At 32.0% G+C, this 17,141-nt stretch carries 25 protein-coding genes and 4 pseudogenes; 26 read left to right on the top strand and 3 right to left on the bottom strand.

Annotated features, from left to right (window positions below; genetic code table 11):
• Positions 1-254: 254 nt before the first annotated feature.
• The 26 genes and pseudogenes from ACYUJ6_RS14445 to ACYUJ6_RS14320 form a co-directional block, all read left to right on the top strand.
• Positions 255-605 (top strand): helix-turn-helix domain-containing protein, encoded by a 351-nt coding sequence (locus tag ACYUJ6_RS14445; protein ID WP_461843403.1) that lies wholly within the window; start codon positions 255-257, stop codon positions 603-605.
• A complete protein-coding gene (locus tag ACYUJ6_RS14440; protein WP_461843402.1) occupies positions 595-1,353 on the top strand; it encodes an ImmA/IrrE family metallo-endopeptidase in 759 nt (252 codons plus the stop codon). The genes ACYUJ6_RS14445 and ACYUJ6_RS14440 overlap by 11 nt, the downstream gene beginning before the upstream one ends.
• Positions 1,346-1,882: a hypothetical protein gene (locus ACYUJ6_RS14435; protein ID WP_461843401.1), complete on the top strand. Its 537-nt coding sequence runs from the start codon at positions 1,346-1,348 to the stop codon at positions 1,880-1,882. Before ACYUJ6_RS14440 ends, ACYUJ6_RS14435 begins: the two co-directional genes overlap by 8 nt.
• Positions 1,883-2,177: 295 nt before the next feature.
• Complete coding sequence (locus ACYUJ6_RS14430) at positions 2,178-2,480, top strand: hypothetical protein (RefSeq protein ID WP_461843400.1); 303 nt, start codon at positions 2,178-2,180, stop codon at positions 2,478-2,480.
• A gap of 15 nt (positions 2,481-2,495) precedes the next feature.
• Complete coding sequence (locus tag ACYUJ6_RS14425; protein WP_461843399.1) at positions 2,496-2,666, top strand: hypothetical protein; 171 nt, start codon at positions 2,496-2,498, stop codon at positions 2,664-2,666.
• A complete protein-coding gene (locus tag ACYUJ6_RS14420; RefSeq protein ID WP_461843398.1) occupies positions 2,639-2,848 on the top strand; it encodes an SPOR domain-containing protein in 210 nt (69 codons plus the stop codon). The genes ACYUJ6_RS14425 and ACYUJ6_RS14420 overlap by 28 nt, the downstream gene beginning before the upstream one ends.
• A 149-nt stretch (positions 2,849-2,997) precedes the next feature.
• Positions 2,998-3,591, top strand: a complete 594-nt coding sequence (locus ACYUJ6_RS14415; RefSeq protein ID WP_461843397.1) for a type IV toxin-antitoxin system AbiEi family antitoxin domain-containing protein — start codon at positions 2,998-3,000, stop codon at positions 3,589-3,591.
• On the top strand, positions 3,588-4,421 hold the full coding sequence (locus tag ACYUJ6_RS14410) for a nucleotidyl transferase AbiEii/AbiGii toxin family protein (RefSeq protein ID WP_461843396.1): 834 nt from the start codon (positions 3,588-3,590) through the stop codon (positions 4,419-4,421). The genes ACYUJ6_RS14415 and ACYUJ6_RS14410 overlap by 4 nt, the downstream gene beginning before the upstream one ends.
• 27 nt (positions 4,422-4,448) lie before the next feature.
• Complete coding sequence (locus tag ACYUJ6_RS14405) at positions 4,449-4,829, top strand: recombinase family protein (RefSeq protein ID WP_461843395.1); 381 nt, start codon at positions 4,449-4,451, stop codon at positions 4,827-4,829.
• A gap of 196 nt (positions 4,830-5,025) precedes the next feature.
• The gene (locus ACYUJ6_RS14400) at positions 5,026-6,138 is read left to right on the top strand and encodes a plasmid pRiA4b ORF-3 family protein (protein ID WP_461843394.1); all 1,113 of its coding nucleotides are present in this window, start codon (positions 5,026-5,028) and stop codon (positions 6,136-6,138) included.
• A gap of 150 nt (positions 6,139-6,288) precedes the next feature.
• Complete coding sequence (locus tag ACYUJ6_RS14395) at positions 6,289-6,594, top strand: type II toxin-antitoxin system RelB/DinJ family antitoxin (protein ID WP_461843393.1); 306 nt, start codon at positions 6,289-6,291, stop codon at positions 6,592-6,594.
• Positions 6,591-6,917, top strand: coding sequence for a type II toxin-antitoxin system RelE/ParE family toxin (locus ACYUJ6_RS14390; protein WP_461843392.1), 327 nt, complete (start codon positions 6,591-6,593; stop codon positions 6,915-6,917). Before ACYUJ6_RS14395 ends, ACYUJ6_RS14390 begins: the two co-directional genes overlap by 4 nt.
• 421 nt (positions 6,918-7,338) lie before the next feature.
• A pseudogene (locus ACYUJ6_RS14385) lies at positions 7,339-8,010 on the top strand (IS982 family transposase); the annotation flags it as partial.
• A gap of 180 nt (positions 8,011-8,190) precedes the next feature.
• Positions 8,191-8,361, top strand: a complete 171-nt coding sequence (locus ACYUJ6_RS14380) for a hypothetical protein (protein ID WP_461843391.1) — start codon at positions 8,191-8,193, stop codon at positions 8,359-8,361.
• A gap of 2 nt (positions 8,362-8,363) precedes the next feature.
• Positions 8,364-8,924, top strand: coding sequence for a zeta toxin family protein (locus ACYUJ6_RS14375; protein ID WP_461843390.1), 561 nt, complete (start codon positions 8,364-8,366; stop codon positions 8,922-8,924).
• Between the two features lie 134 nt (positions 8,925-9,058).
• Positions 9,059-9,292 (top strand): phage head closure protein, encoded by a 234-nt coding sequence (locus ACYUJ6_RS14370; RefSeq protein ID WP_461845522.1) that lies wholly within the window; start codon positions 9,059-9,061, stop codon positions 9,290-9,292.
• Entirely contained in the window at positions 9,261-9,647 is a 387-nt protein-coding gene (locus ACYUJ6_RS14365; RefSeq protein WP_461843389.1) for an HK97-gp10 family putative phage morphogenesis protein, read from the top strand. The genes ACYUJ6_RS14370 and ACYUJ6_RS14365 overlap by 32 nt, the downstream gene beginning before the upstream one ends.
• A 337-nt stretch (positions 9,648-9,984) precedes the next feature.
• Positions 9,985-10,551 carry a major tail protein gene (locus ACYUJ6_RS14360; protein ID WP_461843388.1) on the top strand — a complete coding sequence of 189 codons (567 nt, stop codon included), beginning with the start codon at positions 9,985-9,987 and terminating at the stop codon, positions 10,549-10,551.
• 20 nt (positions 10,552-10,571) lie between these two features.
• Positions 10,572-10,793 carry a phage tail assembly chaperone G gene (gene gpG / locus ACYUJ6_RS14355; RefSeq protein ID WP_461843387.1) on the top strand — a complete coding sequence of 74 codons (222 nt, stop codon included), beginning with the start codon at positions 10,572-10,574 and terminating at the stop codon, positions 10,791-10,793.
• Entirely contained in the window at positions 10,753-11,058 is a 306-nt protein-coding gene (locus tag ACYUJ6_RS14350) for a hypothetical protein (RefSeq protein WP_461843386.1), read from the top strand. The genes gpG and ACYUJ6_RS14350 overlap by 41 nt, the downstream gene beginning before the upstream one ends.
• Position 11,059: 1 nt before the next feature.
• A complete protein-coding gene (locus tag ACYUJ6_RS14345) occupies positions 11,060-11,191 on the top strand; it encodes a hypothetical protein (RefSeq protein ID WP_461843385.1) in 132 nt (43 codons plus the stop codon).
• Positions 11,167-11,382 (top strand): annotated as a pseudogene (locus tag ACYUJ6_RS14340) (distal tail protein Dit); the annotation flags it as partial. The gene ACYUJ6_RS14345 and the pseudogene ACYUJ6_RS14340, both read left to right, overlap by 25 nt.
• A gap of 75 nt (positions 11,383-11,457) precedes the next feature.
• Positions 11,458-11,766, top strand: coding sequence for a hypothetical protein (locus ACYUJ6_RS14335; RefSeq protein WP_461843384.1), 309 nt, complete (start codon positions 11,458-11,460; stop codon positions 11,764-11,766).
• An 89-nt stretch (positions 11,767-11,855) separates the two neighbouring features.
• Positions 11,856-12,164: a UPF0175 family protein gene (locus ACYUJ6_RS14330; RefSeq protein WP_461843383.1), complete on the top strand. Its 309-nt coding sequence runs from the start codon at positions 11,856-11,858 to the stop codon at positions 12,162-12,164.
• On the top strand, positions 12,136-12,675 hold the full coding sequence (locus tag ACYUJ6_RS14325) for a DUF3368 domain-containing protein (protein ID WP_461843382.1): 540 nt from the start codon (positions 12,136-12,138) through the stop codon (positions 12,673-12,675). Before ACYUJ6_RS14330 ends, ACYUJ6_RS14325 begins: the two co-directional genes overlap by 29 nt.
• Positions 12,644-12,832, top strand: a pseudogene (locus ACYUJ6_RS14320) (hypothetical protein); the annotation flags it as partial. The gene ACYUJ6_RS14325 and the pseudogene ACYUJ6_RS14320, both read left to right, overlap by 32 nt.
• Before the next feature lie 897 nt (positions 12,833-13,729).
• Here ACYUJ6_RS14320 and ACYUJ6_RS14315 read toward each other — a convergent pair.
• The 3 genes and pseudogenes from ACYUJ6_RS14315 to ACYUJ6_RS14305 all read right to left on the bottom strand — a co-directional run.
• Positions 13,730-13,903: pseudogene (locus ACYUJ6_RS14315) on the bottom strand (transposase); the annotation flags it as partial.
• Complete coding sequence (locus ACYUJ6_RS14310; protein WP_461843381.1) at positions 13,897-14,613, bottom strand: SWIM zinc finger family protein; 717 nt, start codon at positions 14,611-14,613, stop codon at positions 13,897-13,899. The pseudogene ACYUJ6_RS14315 and the gene ACYUJ6_RS14310, both read right to left, overlap by 7 nt.
• Complete coding sequence (locus tag ACYUJ6_RS14305) at positions 14,614-17,034, bottom strand: DEAD/DEAH box helicase (RefSeq protein WP_461843380.1); 2,421 nt, start codon at positions 17,032-17,034, stop codon at positions 14,614-14,616.
• Between the last annotated feature and the right edge of the window lie 107 nt (positions 17,035-17,141).

The raw sequence follows: 17,141 nt of genomic DNA, 5'->3' as shown, positions 1-17,141 counted from the left end.
TATTAATGGATTAGGATGGGAGCAAGTTGCAGCAAGTATTAGTCCATATGCATCGGGAGATAGTGTAAGAAAAGCACATGACAGATTTTTAAGAAAAAATAGGATAAGCTAATTTTTAAACCTGTCAAATTTGATGGATTTAAAATATATGTATTTGAGTATCATTTCTATAATGTTGTCATAATATATAGTGAATAATAGATTGAATTTATGACAAGACTATAATATAATTAAATAAAAGGAGAGGAATGATCATGAAAAATACAAATTTAATAAGCACAAGATTTAAAGAGTTACGTGAAAGCAATAATTTAACTCAATCACAAATAGCAAAATTTTTAAATATTGATCAAAGTTATATCTCTAAGTTTGAAAAGGGAGAACGAAATTTAAGTGTAGATTTATTGGAGAAAGTATGTGATTTATTTGGGTGTAATCTAAAATATTTTGAAGATGAAGATGAGGAATATAAACCTATGTCAATTGCATTTCGTTCAAGCAGCCTACAAAATGAAGATTTAGAAACAATAGCTGCAATAAATAAGGTTGCACTTAATGTTAGATTTATTAATTCAATGTTGGAGGAGGATAATATTGAAGAGTAGTATTGAATTGAATTCGAATGCATTAAAAATGAGAAAAATATTAAATGAAGACTCTTCATCGCCAATAGATATTTTTTCCTTAATTAATAATCTGAAGAGTGTTACTTTAATATTTTATCCAATGTCTGATAGAATAAGTGGTATGTGTATTAGAGAAGAAAGTAGCAAAATAATCGGGATAAATTCAAATATGTCTTATGGAAGACAAAGGTTTACTGCAGCCCATGAATTATATCATTTGTTTTTTGAAAAAAAATTTAGAAGTGTAATATGTGAAAAGGAGATTGGTGAATCAAAGTCAGATAGTGAAAAAGAGGCAGATAAATTTGCTTCATATCTTTTAGCACCTTATGATTCATTAAGAAATTATTTAGAAGAAAATAATATACTGGATAATCATAAGTTTACTATAGAAGATGTAATAAATATGGAACAGTACTATCAATTAAGTCATCAAGCAATGTTATATAGGTTGGCATATGATGGGTATTGTGATTGGGATACATTTGAAAATTTTAAAATACCGGTTTCACAAAAAGCTATAAGATTAGGATATGATGATAAACTATATAAAGCGTCTCAAGAAGAAAGAAAGTATTTTTCAATTGGTGAATATGTTAAAAAAGTAGAAGAATTAAGGCAAAAAGATTTAATTTCAAATGGAAAGTATGAAGAGTTAATGTTAGATGGGTTTAGAGGAGATATAGTTTATAATCTAGGAAATGAAGGGATAGAATTAAATGACTGATAAGTATTTTTTTGATACCGATTGTTTATCTGCCTTCCTTTGGGTAAGAAATGAAAATCTTTTGATAAAGCTTTATGGAGGTAAAATTATATTACCTGAGCAGGTTTATTCAGAGTTATCGCATCCTAGAATCCCGCAATTAAAAGAAAGAACTGATGTTTTAAAGAACAGTGGAGATATATCTGTTAAAAATATCGAGTTTAATACAGAAGAATACAGAATATATTGTAAACTAACACAGAATCCAGATAAGGGTTTTAAAGTTATAGGTAAAGGTGAAGCAGCTGCAATTGCATTAGCTAAAACAAAAGGTGGAATATTAGCTAGTAATAATATGAGGGATATTAAGCAGTATGTAGAAGAATATGGACTAGAGTATATTACTACTGCTGATATTTTATTAGAGGCATTAAATAAACAATATATTACAGAAGATGAAGGAAATGAAATTTGGGCAAATATGATTGCAAAGAATAGAAAATTGCCTAATAATACTTTTACTGATTTTTTAAATAGTAGAAGAAGATAGAACGGAATTTTAATAAACAGATAAGTAAAAAAATTTAAAACCCGTCCGTTTTGTCCGTTTCATATGTGGTATTATAGTATTATAGAAAAAGAAGTAACGGCCTTAAGAGATAGAACTCTTAGGGCTTTTATTATACAAAAAATTAAGGCTTCGGAATTATGTTCTGAGGCCTTTGCTATTGTTGGAGGAATTATGAATAAATGCAGAGGATGTGTATGGAGTGACAAAATAAGCAATAATCTTATATTTTGTATGTTCCCAGGATGTATAAGAAAAAGTAAGAGGGTTAATAAAAATGATAGACCTAGAAAAAATATATAATCTTTGTAATAGCTTTGAAATGTGTGATAGAGCTACTGCTATTAAAAAGCTTGTTGCAAGAGGTATTAGTAAAAATAATGCAATTAGGTATTACAATATTTGGAGAAGGCATTACTTAGAATCAAATAGAAATGATTTGAGACTATCAGGAATTTTTATAAAGCAAGGCAGAAATCAAAAAAGTTTTGAAGAATGTTCTTATAAAGAAAGGCAAAGATATTTAGAAGCTTTAAATAAGAAACAGTTAATTAAAATAACACAGGCTGTACTTAAATGAGTAGAGGTGAAAGTCGTGCCATTTAAACATCAAAGACCTTGCAGTTATCCAGGATGTCCTGAACTTACAAGTGAAAGATACTGCAGTAAACACCGAAAGGAAATAGATAAAAACTACAGTAAGACAAGCAGACCTTTTAAGAAACTTTACAACAGCAGATGGAGAAAGCTATATTATCCCAGTTAGGAATCAGTTACACAGAAAAAATAACCGCAAAGACTCCAATGCCGCCAAAGCAGATATCCACTGAAAAAACTGCTTACAGAGTTATGGCAGGTTCTTTTTCATCAAGAGAAAATGCTGAAGTTCAACTGAAAAAGTTAAAGACTGCCGGTTTTGATGCTGTGATTATGGTATTCAAGTATTAATTCATAATACAAATATCATGAATATATAAAAGTTTAGGCAGGAAAAGATGGTGCTTAATTTTTATTTTTTTAAATTTATTTTACAAAAATGTTTACAAATATACTGGTTAAAAGTATAATATCAGTATATTTGTAAAGAGGTGATGTAAATGAATTACTTGAAAAAATTAGAAAATTTAATTAAACAACGTAATGGTACAGTATTTACATCAGATTTAGTACATCTCAATATTCCACGGATTTATTTATCTAAGCTTGTGAGTATAGGGAAATTAGAAAGGGTCAGCAGAGGTGTATATATTTTGTCTGGTGAAATTGAAGATGAAATGTATTATATGCAGATTAAATATCCAAAGTTAATTTATTCACATGAAACAGCTCTATTTATACATGGCTTATCTGATAGAACACCTTTTGAATATTCGGTAACTGTACCAAGCAGTTACAAGGTTGTAAAGAGTATTTCTGAGAACAATAAGATTTATTATATAAAAAATGAACTGCACTCTTTAGGTGTTACTACAGCAAAAACTTCTTTTAGAAATAATATTAGATTGTATAATGTGGAAAGGACAATATGCGATATTGTGAGGAGCAGGAATAGGGTAGATATTCAAATCTTAAATGAAGCTTTAAAGCGATATATTAAATTGAAATCTGCAGATTTCACCTTGCTGGGAGAATATGCAAAAAAATTTCACGTTGATAAAATAATAAAAGAATATATGGAGGTTCTTCTATGAGCGGTAAAGCTATGAGTTTAAGGGCAAAAATTAAAAAACTTGCTAAAGCTAAAGATATGTCTGCACAAGTTGTTTTGCAAAATTATATGTTTGAGAGATTTTTAGAACGTTTATCTAAATCTGAATATAAGAATAAATTTATATTAAAGGGCGGTATGTTGATAGCTGCCATTGTTGGCATAGATAATCGTGCAACAATGGATATGGATGCAACTTTAAAAGATTACCCATTAAATGAAAATTCATTATTGAAAGCTATAAGTGATATTTGTTCTGTTGATATAGATGATGGCGTAATGTTTTCTTTTATTAAGGTTGAACCCATTAGAAAAGATGATGACTATGGTGGCTACAGAGCAAGTATACAATCTGTTTATGACACTATCATAACTCCGATGCAAATTGATATTACAACAGGAGATGCAATAACTCCGGGAGAAATACTATATAGCTTTAAAATGATTTTTGATGATAATACTATTAATATCTGGGCATATAATATAGAAACAGTTCTAGCAGAAAAATATGAAACCATATTAAGGCGTGGAGAGTTCAACACAAGACCAAGAGATTTTTATGATATATATATTTTAACAAAAACACAAGCTTTTAATAAAAATTTGTTTAATAAAGCAATTTTGAAAACATCAAAGCATAGAGGAACAACACACATCTTTGAGAATATTAAAAAGAGAGTATCAATTATAGAAAATAGTAAAGATTTGAAGAATCTATGGGATAAATATAAGAAAAATTACAACTATGCAAAAGATATTTCATTTGAGGACATAGTTTGTGTCTTGAAAGAATTATTAGCATCAATAAAATAAAGTTAAAAGATACTTCATTTTTGGAGTGTGTTTTATTATGCTATCTTCTTTGAATTTGAATCAGGGAAATCTAAGCTTTATGCTAGAGGTTATGTCTATAAACATAACGAAAAAGGAGAATTGGTAATTGATGAAGCGCAGGCAGAAGTTGTAAGAAAAATCTTTCACTTATATTTAAGTGGATACAGTATAGGCTTAATTATAAATGAGCTTGAGTGTGTAAATATCAAGACTTTAAGGGGTAAAAATAAGTGGCCTAAACGTGCTATTCAAACAATACTTGCAAATGAAAAATATATAGGAAATGTAATTCTACGCAAAATCTATACAGGTGCATTTCCTAATAATAAACAGCAAATAAATCATGGTGCTCAAGAAAAGTATTTACTGGAGAATGCTCATGAGTAAATAATAGAGCTTGAAAAATTTGAGCAGGTACAAGAGGAGATGAGACTTAGGAGAAATATTGAAATTCTTGATGGGAAAGTTAAAAGAAAAGGAATTCATTATGGTATAAAGAAGGAAAAGAAACTTTAATCGTATCTTACCCTCAACTAGTGATTTGATTGCAAGAATTTTAATTTGATGAAAGTGAGGAGAAAATATGCAAATTGCACTAACTAAAAAACTGGCCATTGCCATGGGAATAAATCCACCGCTTATTCATGAGGTTGTAAACCCATTATTTTCCTGGACTGCAAACTGGACTAAAGTTTGGGATAATCGTAGGACAGAGGATATGCTTGTTCTTGTGAACAATGCGACACGCTTTACTGTTGCGATTTATCAAGTTAAGCGAAATTCGCTGAAAAATATAGCGGAAATGATGAAGAAAGCCATTTCAAACACACTTCTTTCCATGAATTTAAACCCAGAGCTTGTGGCAGAATATATGGGGCTGTCAGGTGAGGTGAAATTCGTTCAAAATAGCAGCAGGCAGGCAGCAGCATGGGTAACAAAAGCTGGAATGGAATGTGCATTTTATGTAGGGAAAGAATATAATGGGATTGGAAAAATGTTTAATGATACAATAGGTGCTGCTGCAAATCGAATCATTGTCAATTGTTCTGGTACTAATAAAGAGGGATTCTACCCTTACAAGGCAATGATTAATGCCCTTTCTGAGATTACTGGAAAGCAAGCCTACAAATACCGTGCCTTTGAATTACTTGTCACACTTGATTTGGACATATACAAAGCGGTAAGAAAAATTATTGTACCTGCCGATATAAAATTTACACAATTACACAAGGTGCTGCAGTCAGCGTTTGAATGGAGGAACTATCATCTATATGACTTTACTGTTTTTGATAGGGACAAGTACAAGTGCAAGCTGACTACCAGAATTGTTCCTTTTGGGGAGGACTTAGAGTATGATAAAGAAGCAATTTTGATGGAAAGTCACACCCTGTCAGAATTTTTGTCTGAGCAGAAATATATAATCTATACCTATGATATGGGAGACAACTGGAAGCACGAAATCCAGCTTATAAATGTAATAGATGAGTACGATAAGGAGTCGCCATATTTGTTAGAGGCAAGTGGTCAAACGCCACCAGAGGATGTGGGAGGGGTACCAGGATTTATTCACTTTCATGAAGTTATCATGAATCCTAACTCCACAGAATGTAAAGAAATGCGAGAATGGGCAGGGTATTGGACTGTAGAGTTGAGTGATTGGAAAAAGCACCCTAGGGTTATAGGTATATGGATTTGAGATGAAATCAATATTAACAACCAAATGGATTGAGACGAATTTAATTAGAAGAGAAGGATTAAATGATGAATATTTACTATGAGCTTTGGCATTTGTATTGCTTTTGTAAATACAATGGCATACAATAGTATATGAAAGGAGTGATTGGCAATGGCAAAAACGACAAATCTCTATGTAAGGCTTGAACCAGGACTTAAGGAACAGGCAGAATCAGTTTTAGGGCAATTAGGTATTCCAGTATCTAATGCAGTGAATATATTTTTAAAACAAGTTGTTATGCAAAGAGGAATTCCTTTTGATGTTAAGCTTCCTGCCGCAAAACCTATTGTGCTTTCAGACTTAACTGAAATAGAGCTTAATGAAGAATTGGAAAAAGGATATACTGATTTTACTCAAGGAAATACAAAGTCCGCTGAGAAAGTTTTTTCAGATATACGTAAGGATTATGATATATGAAATACAAAATTACATTAACAAAACAAGCTGATACTGATTTGAGAAATATCTATGAATATATTGCATTTACTTTGATTGAGCCTCAAACAGCAGTCAGGCAATTGGAGAGAATTGAAAAAGGAATACTGAGTTTGGATGAAATGCCAAAGCGCTTTCATGTGTTTGAAAAAGAACCATGGTATAGCAGAGGTCTTCGACAGATTTCAGTAGATAATTTTATTGTATTTTATATTCCAAATGCTGAAGATGAAACAGTTACCATTATCCGTGTTATGTATGGTGGAATGGACATTGATAAGCAGTTAAAAAAAACTAATCAGTAGTATATATTAAGGATACAGATCATATAACATCTACCATTGTAGGTGCTTTTTTAGTCTTTATTTATGAGGTACTGTCAAATATAGAAATTAGATTTTAAAATTAAAGTCTTTGCAAATTGTATTTAAGACTTGTCTACTGGCACGTGAAGTGCGTGGTGAAGCTAGTACGAGAATAGCTTGATATCAAAGGCTTGGGCATTCTGCTATTTTTTGTTGTGTGTTTTATGTTCTCACAGAATGGTGTGATAAGCAGGTTAACGACAACCTGGGAATATAAATAAAAATATATTAGATAATTTAACTTAACTCGTTGTGCTAGTTAAATTGACTAACATAATTTACAAATAGAAAAACTCTAGCAATTATGTTACCTTATCATTAAAAAATCACCAAAAATCCTAATGATAGGGGGAAAACACACATGCTAGAGTTCAAAAAAAATTATACTATAGAAATCAACAATCTTAAAGACTTTATTACTGTTACATTTGTAATAATTGATGACTTTTACCACAAAGTTACTCCAGCACATATTAAAAATCGTAGAAATATTAATAAAGCAATTATGAGTGACAGTGAAATAATTACTTTGTCACTAGTTGGCAAACTTATCGATATAGATTCCGAAAGAAATAACTCAACTGCTTAGCTATACCTATGAACAATACAGAATAATTGACAGTATGCCAATTCCTGTTTGTGAATTTGGGAGAGCTCATTTCCACAAGACCTTTAGAGCACAAGCTACTTATGGAAGATGTGCTTCCAAGGAAGAAACATACTATGGATTTAAACTGCATGCTCTACAACATTTGATGGATACCTTACTGATTTTATCTTAACTCCTGCCAATATTGATGATCGGGCAGCAGTATGGAATTTAACATCCTCCCTATCCCCGGTAACTATAATAGGGGATAAAGGATATATTGGAGATAGATTTATTTCAGAACTAAAATCTGAAACAAAAATCAATCTTATCGCCATGAAAAGAAAGAAAACTGTAAATCAATTTTCAAAAGAATTCAGACAGACAATATTTAAAGCCAGGCGAAGAATTGAGACAACTTTCTCTCAATTATTCAGCCAGCTATGTTAGCAACTGGAGGAGAATTTGTGGGAAGAAGCAAAAATATAATTAGTACTTCAAGTTTACGGTACAGTACTTTTTTAATAGGTTAATAATTCCTAAGCAGATAGGTAAAAAATTGTTTATATAAGTGCTATATTAAGCTATAATATAATAAAAGTATTGTTTGTTGGAGGAATTATTATGGAAAAAATAAATCAACAAAATAGCTTATATGAACAATTCCTAAAATATTCGTATTGGGATTTAAAAGAACTATTTAAAGAAGCAAAAACAAAAGAAGAACAAGATTTTTATATGAATTTATCAAATATGGTATTACAAAAAGAGCAAAAAAGGATAATAGGTAAATAGAGATGTCTACGTATACTATATTTGCCGGTGTTAATGGCGCTGGGAAAACATCCATATATAAATCTGTTTATTATAAAAGAAATAAAAATGAAAAAAGAATAAATACAGATGAAATGGTAGCAAGAATAGGTTCATGGAAAGATAATAATCTTCAAATTAAATGTGCAAGAGAAGCAGTTAAACTTATAGATTACTATATAAAAAATAATATATCATTTAATCAAGAGACAACTCTTTCAGGCAAAAGTATTGTTAGAAATATAAAGACAGCAAAAGAAAAAGGATTTTATGTAGTTATGAACTTTATTGGAGTTGATAGTCCTGAAATTGCTAAAGCAAGAGTTAAAATCAGAGTCTTAGAAGGTGGACATGGAATTGAAGAAGATGCCATAGAAAGAAGATATTATGAATCATTAGAAAATTTAAAGATATTGATGCTTGTCTGTGATGAAACAAATATATATGATAATACAAGACAAATTGAGGAAGTAGCTTATTTGATTAATGGGACTATTAAATGGAAAAGTAAAAATATGCCTAAATGGATTGGGAAAATTTTATAGTGAAACTAGCTTGGTATGCTGATATTGAGCTAGTTTTTATGTGATGCTAGTATAAAAAGAGCGAGGCAAGAAGGCTTTTATGTAGTTATGAATTATATTGGATTGGGTGCATTTAATTAAAGTGAAGAAAATAAATCCACCTCTACGGAAGAGAATATTTTGAGACTGCAGCTTTGCAGGCAGAGAAAACTGTTAAATTTACTGTAAGGTATCTATCCGGTATATCCAGTGATATGAGGATATTATTTGAAGGTAAACAGTACAATATAACTTCTATTGATAATATCAAATACAAAAATAGATTTATGGAAATAAAAGCTGTGGAGGTGGAGAAAAGTGGCTGGTATAGTACTCAAAGGAGTGGATGAAATACTAGATAAGCTCAGCCGGATGGGTTCAAACATAACAAGGCTTGAAAACAAGGCACTGAAAAATGCCGCAGAGCCTGTACTTGAAGATGCAAAGGTCACAAATGCATTTAATGACAGGAGCGGCAGGCTCAGAGAGGGACTTAAAATAAGCGGTGTGAAAAAGAAAGAGGGAGTTAAATACATCCTTGTAGGTGTGGATAAAAGTGATAATTCGAAGATATTCTATGGTAAATTTTTAGAGTTTGGTACTTCAAAAATATCTGCAAGACCGTTTCTGCAGCCGGCATATGAAAAAAACAGAGAAGAAATACAGAAAACTATAGCTGAAACCTTGAAGAAGGGCTTGAAGTGATAAACAGTCTCATACTTCAGGCGTTAAAACCTTTGAATGTTCCTGTTTCATTTTAGAAATACAGCGGCAGGAAAAATACCTATATAACCTTTTTCAGCTATCTGGAGCAGGGTGAGCAGTATGCCGACAATGAAGAGAAAGCTGCAGGTTACTATATTCAGGTAGATGTATGGAGTAAAAATGATTATACGGAACTTGAAGAAAATGTAAAAAGTCGTATGGAAGCCGCAGGGTTTGTAAGAACTTCTGCGGCTGATTTATTTGAGCAGGATACAAAAATATATCATAAAGCATTAAGATTTTTCTATTTAGATTGATCAAAGGGAGGAGATAATATATGCCTCAGGTGGTAAACAGCGCTCCTGTGGGAGTGGAAAATTTAGTATATGCGGTTCTGACGGATGAAACAGCGGTAACTTATGGAATACCGGATTTAATTTCACCGGCAATAAATGTGAAGATAAGTCCGAAGAGTAATTCAGACACCCTCTATGCAGATGACAGGGCAGTTGAGACAGTATCCAGCATGGGAGAGGTGGAGGTAGAAATTGAAACCCAGGATCTGCCTCTGGAGGTGCAGACAGTGCTTTTAGGTCATAGTCTGGATGAAACGACAAAGGTGATGAGTTACTCAGCTGATGACACGGCACCTTATGCAGCTATTGGATTCAAGATAAAAAAGGCAAACGGCAGGTACAGATATGTATGGCTTCTCAAGGGTAAATTCAGCGAACCGGAGGAGGAACATTCAACTCAGGAGGATAAAACCAATTTTCAGACACCAAAACTTAAAGGCATTTTTCTTACAAGAGCAGACGGCAGGTGGAAGTATACCGCCGATGAGGACAGCGGATTTACAGGAGGGGATACCTGGTTCACCAATGTTTATAAGCCATCAGCTTAATATAAAAGGAGGGATAAATTGTGGAGATAGCATTAAATGACAAGACCTATGTAATGCCCCGGGTGAAAACCAGAATGCTCAGAAGAGCCATAGAGATAAATGAAAACACAGACTTTAATAATCTTAAGACAAAGGATCTGGACGGTCTGGTTGATTTTGTAGTTGAACTTTACGGGAACAAATTCGGGAGAGATGATTTTTATGACGGACTGGATGCCGGACTTTATGAAAGGTCTTGCTGAAGGAATAAATAGGAGCAGGTACCTTGTTTCTGATGCTGTAAACAGATTGCCACTTGATATGAAAGTAAGTCCCGGGGTGTTAGAAATACCGGTATCCCATAATTATAGCAATAGTTCAGAAGAAAAAGGGAATATGAGCAGCAAAAACGGACTTACCCTATATATAGAAAACTTTAATAATTACACTGAAAAAGATATAGAGCAGCTTGCCTATGAACTTGAATTTTACAGGCAGAAAGCTGCCCTGGGAAAAGGAGGAGTTTAATGTGCTGAGTTTTGATTTTGGCGGTAAGAACAGCTGTGATGACTTTGAAATTCTAATAGCCAGAAGGCCGGATCTTCCTTCTCCTAAGCGCAGGGTAAATACAATAATATTCCCGGCAGGGATTCAAACTTAAGATTTGATGAAAACACCTATGATGATATAATACTGACTGTTGAGTGCTCAGTAAAGGGTATACATAATTTTCCAGATAAAATTGATGATATAAAAGCATGGCTTTTTACAGCAGGTGAGAGTGATCTGATATTCAGCTTCCAGTCTCATAAAAAATATATTGCCCAGGTGGTAAATTCCATTGACTTTAAGCAGGTGTATAAATACTTCAGTGAGTTCCCTGTAATATTTAACTGCAGACCTTTTAAATATGCGGTGGAAAATCACATGATAAATATAATCAGTTCAGACACGGCTGTAATAAACCCGGGAACCGTGGAAAGCGAACCTATAATAAACATCTATGGCTCTGGTGATATAGTTCTTAAAATAAATGAGGAGCAGATAAGTTTTAAAGGTGTAACTGAAAAAGTTATAATGAATTCAGTTATACAGGACTGCTATAATGATGCAGGAAATAATCTGAACGGAAAGATGGCAGGGGAGTTTCTGAAACTGAAACCCGGGCAAAATATGATAGAATGGAGTGGAGATGTTGTTAAAGCTGAACTTCTGCCAAACTGGCGGTGCCTGTAATGATATAAATAAAAAATACAGAAGATAATTTAATTTATTTATATTATAGGGTATAATTATAATAAATGATGATTAAGGGTGTGAAATAAATGAGTGCTGAAAAAGTAAAGGTCGATTTAAATATATCTAACGACTTAATACCTCTTATAGAAGATTTAGGCCTTTCAAAATCTTTAGATGGCAATATAAAAATATCTATAGCAATTGCATTATTTACCAGCAGATCAGTATCTTTAGCAAGGGCAGCGGAAATAGCAGAAATGGAACTTGCTGATTTTATGATTTTGCTTAAAAATAAAAATATATCCTGGAATGAATATACGGAAGATGAATTCCGCCTCGATAAAATTGCAGTAAAAGACTTTAAAGATGAATTGGGAGAAAGCAGGAATGATTAAAGTTGTATGTAATTCAAGTCCTATTATAGGATTAAGTATCATTAAAAAATTAGATCTGCTGTGGGAAATTTTTGGTGAGGTTTATATTACAGATGAGGTTTATAGAGAAATAACAATAGGTGAAAAGATTAAAAATATAGGAGCAGAAGAATTAATTGAAGCCGTGAAGAATGGCTGTATAAAAATATATAGTGTAAAAAACAAACTTTTGGTAGAGCAATTATACGGAAGACTTCATAGGGGCGAACTTGAAGTAATGGTTGCAGCAAAAGAATTAAAAATAAAAAGAGTAATAATAGATGATAGATCAGCCAGGCATTTTGCAGAAACAGTATTATTAAGATCAATTGGACTTATGGGTATCTTATTGTTGGCAAAAGAGTGTGAAAAGATTAATAGTGTAAAAGAATATTTAGATGTATTAATAGAGAATGGTTTTAGAATGTCAATAAAGTTGTATAATGAGGTTTTAAAATCAGCAGGAGAAATTGAAAATGACCGAACTCGGTAAAAGCTTAATAGATGAAGGAAAAGATGAAGGAAAAAAAGAAAAAACTATAGAGATAGTCAAAAGAGCAATTAAAAAAGGTATGGACAACGAACCAATAAAAGAACTGACAGATTTAGATATTGATGAAATTGAACTGATAAGGAAAGTATTAAAGTAGGCTGATTTTTTTATTATGTTTTAACAAGTTGAAGGTACTTTAGTGACTGAAACTAAAAACCGCCCGCTATGCGGGCGTGATTAAATGCTTAAGCAAAAAAAGTATTACCTTGTTGGATCTTTATGTTCTCATTTAGCAAAGCAAGGATTATTGAAGCATTCACAAAAATATTGCCCTTATTTGCATAAGATTGAGGATGCGTTTGCAATATAAAGTTAGCTATAGGTAAGGAGAAATACCAATATGGGAAGGCAGATTGGAATGAAGTTTAATATGTCCCAGGGCGCTGTTACCAAAAGAAGACATAAATTGATTGAGAATATTGCTAATTGGGAATCGTGGGCTAGTGCAGTAGAATAAGTTATATCATATGTTACCAATGTTACCGAATTCATTGGTATGAAATGTTATAATATGTATACAATTTAACTTTAATATGATATTGAAGGTGGTTTTTTGAAATTAATAACAATAAAAACGCATATAACTAACTGGTTAAAAAGCATAGCCTATGGTTCGAAACCAACTGCTAGTGGATATACAGCTGCCGGTCACTGTCCTAATTTCGCCACTCGTTGCTGCTTAACTTGTGATAGATGTTGGAAAAATTATCGTGAAAAAAGTTTTAAGTTATGAAAAATACCCGTATATGAGGAATTTATTTAGGAATTAAATCGGAATTATAAAGGAATTATTACATTGCCACAATGTAATATAATAATATTGTAAGAAGATTGGACATAATGATACCCTCTTTTTAAAAGCCTCTTAACAATGCTGGCGGGGTGAATTTTAACACTAACTTAACAAGTACAATATTTTTACATAACAATTTTTGTATACAATATAAATATAAAAAGGGAATGGGTATAGATTTGGTTTTTATACAAATCTATACCCATTCCCTATAAAACCTATAACTTTCTTATCAAGTTCACTGCAGACAGTTTTATATTTCTTGACTATCTTAGGTTCTAACTCAGACTTTCTATCCCTTGGTACATCTACTTTAACCGGGATAAAACTGGTTCTAATGTTTTTAAGACTGTATCCATTTCCATAGCTTATACTCCAAACAGATCAAATATATCTGTATCATCAATAATACGCTTACTCTTCTTATCTGCATTCTTAAGCATATTTTTCATTTTCTCTTCCATTGATTTTTTGAGCAATTCTTGAAAATCAATGTCTCTAAGCTTAAAGAATAGAATTGGATCTTCATCTAATCTTGCACCAACTCCATATAACACCGCTGCTATATGCTTACACATTCTTGCTGAATCCGGGCAGCTGCATTTAAAATGAATTTCTTTTGGACTTGGAAACATTCCATTTGATGAAGTACTAAATGCTTTATCAAATTCCTTAGGAAATTTTCCTGCAAGTAAGGTTTCCATAGTATCAATTTTATGATTACAAATTTCTTTAACCTTTTGCCACTTAGATTTGTCTAATTTATCAATTGAAATTACAACGCTATATGGTTTAGAGCTGCTGCCTTGAACTAAAGCTTCAACCTTTCCCTCTTTAATTTTTAAATCTAATACCGAGCCATTTCTTACATAGGATCTTCCTCGTCCTATTCTATTGCTAAAATCAGCATAGTTTTCTAAGTTTTTGTTCCAAGCCTTTCCCCACCATTTGCTTGCAATGGTTCTTCCTTCAATGATAATTGGTGAGATATCAGGATTTGTCTTTTTAAGTTTTTCAAGACTTTTTTTAGCGTTTTCTCTTTTCTGTGCAACAGGAACATATTCAAAAAATCCATAATAGCCCATTTATTTTTCGCCACCTAACTTGAACAATTTCATAATTTCCTTATTATCAAGCTCTGTAATCCAATTTTCACCGGATGAACCTATTATATCACCAGCTAATTTTTGTTTTTCTTCTATCATCAAATCTATTTTTTCTTCAATTGTTCCTGCTGTAATAAATTTATGTACCATTACATTTTTTGTCTGACCTATACGAAATGCTCTGTCTGTTGCTTGGTTCTCAACTGCTGGATTCCACCATCTATCAAAGTGAATAACATGATTAGCTGCTGTAAGATTTAACCCAACGCCACCTGCTTTAAGTGAAAGTACCATATAAGGAATATATTCTTCTCCATTAAATTCTTCCACCATTTTACTTCTTTTTTTAATAGAAGTTCCACCATGAAGGACTAAGCCTTTCCTATTAAATATTTCTTCTAAAAATTCTGCTATAGGCTCAGTCATTTCTTTAAATTGTGTAAAAACAAGAACTTTTTCTCGTTTTTCATATATATTTTCACAAATATCCTTAAGCTGCTCAAATTTTCCACTGTAATTCCATTTATATTCTTGAAGACCAAGATATTGATCTGGATGATTACATATTTGTTTAAATTTAATTATACTTCCGAGCACAAGACCTTTTCTTTCTATGCCCTCTGAATTTTGTAATTTAACTTCAAGCTCTTTTACCAGCTTATTATAGAGAACAATTTGCTTCTTACTTAAAGCTGCATACTCTTTAATTTCAATCTTCTCTGGAAGGTCAGCTATAACATTTTTATCTGTCTTTAACCTTCTTAATATAAATGGATCTATAATATTTCTAAGCTTTGCATAAGCACTATTGTTTTCTCTCATTTTCTTTGTAAAATCTGTAAATTCCTTAGCATTTCCAAGTAAACCTGCATCTAAAAAATCAAATAAAGACCAAAGATCTGAAAGTCTATTTTCAATAGGGGTACCTGTCATTGCTATTTTACTTTTGCTTTTAATTTGTTTAATGGTTTTAGTTTGTTTTGTTCCTGGGTTTTTTATTGCTTGAGCTTCATCAAGAATTAATATGTCCCAAATAATATCTTTTAGTTCTTCTAAGCGGACTGCCATGCCATAGGTAGTAATATACAAAAATGCAGTATCTGATTTTAAGTTTATGGCAGATTCTTTTCCGTGGAGTACAGTTATTGTCATTTTAGGTGCAAATTTTTCTATTTCCTTTTGCCAGTTCCCGATGAGGGAGGCTGGGATTATAAGAAGTATCTTTCCTCCTCTTTCAGTTCTGATTTTTTCAAGAAAAGCAATAATCTGCACAGTTTTACCAAGTCCCATATCATCCGCAAGACAAGCTCCAAAACCAAGCTTTTGCATATAAGAAAGCCATGAAAAACCTGTTTGTTGATATGGTCTCAAAGTGGCATTAAAACTTTCAACAGGTTTGATTTCTTTAATAATTTCTGGATTAAGCATAGTTTCTCTAATTTTTTTGAGCCATGTTCCGTTTGATACTTCTAAGTCCACAACAGCTTCATTAATCCCTAACTTTTCACCTGCAGTTAGTTCCATCCTCATTGCTTCTGCTATGGTTAATCCTTGATTTTCAGATAAAGTATTGGCTTTCTCATAGGCTTCTAAAATCTCTGACAGCTTATTCTTATCAATTTCTATCCATTTTCCCTTAATTAAAGCTAGTCCTTCAGATTCTAAAAGTAGCTTTTGCAATTCTTCTTTAGAAAGTTTTTCTTCTCCAAGGAATATTTCTGGTTTAAAAGCTAATAATGTATCCATTCCAACCTTTGAAGGTTCTTTTTCTCCAATAGAAATTGAAAGTCTTAAGGAATTACTTTTCTTTTTCCACCAGTTTGGAATTCTGCACATTATTCCTGCTTCCTCATAAATAGGTATTTCCTTTAAAATGGTATAAGCCTCTTTTCTCGAAAACTTTAATGGTGAAAATAATTCTCCGCTTTCCATAAGCTCTGATATAAAACTACTTTTATCTGCTGCTTTGCTTATAGTTGACATTAATTGGAGGAGTTTTTCTTTATCTTCTTTATATTCTAAAAGAGCATTTTTTAAAGGCATGTGTTTTGCTTTATGTAAACCTGCAGTTTTATTTTCTGTAGAATATGTAGCCAGAAATGCAAAGGGATAATCTTCTTGTTTATTTTCTACTAAATGGAAAAATACTCTTCCAACTATATTGATATTAGTATTTCTCTCTATTAAAAAATCCTTAACGGTTCCATTATAGTTGGATATCTGTCTTTTATATACATCAATAATTTTTTCCCAGATGGAAAAAATCCATTTATCATTAATAAATTCTATACCTATTGCAAAAGGTACTCTATTTTTAATTTCATCAAGATCTTCATAGCCTAAAGATAATTCTGCTGCTTCCCTGGTAAACTCTATATCTGACTGCCTTGAAATTTTCATTATTAATTTATTAGCTATAAAATATAAAAAGCTTATTGATTGTGACATCCAATCATCCTGATTACTGAATCCAAGCTCCCATAAGGTTTTATACTTATCCTCTAAGA

This window comes from Clostridium sp. JNZ X4-2 (assembly GCF_054889485.1).
Note: the sequence above shows the minus strand (reverse complement) of the source record. Positions and strands in the feature narration are given on the sequence as shown.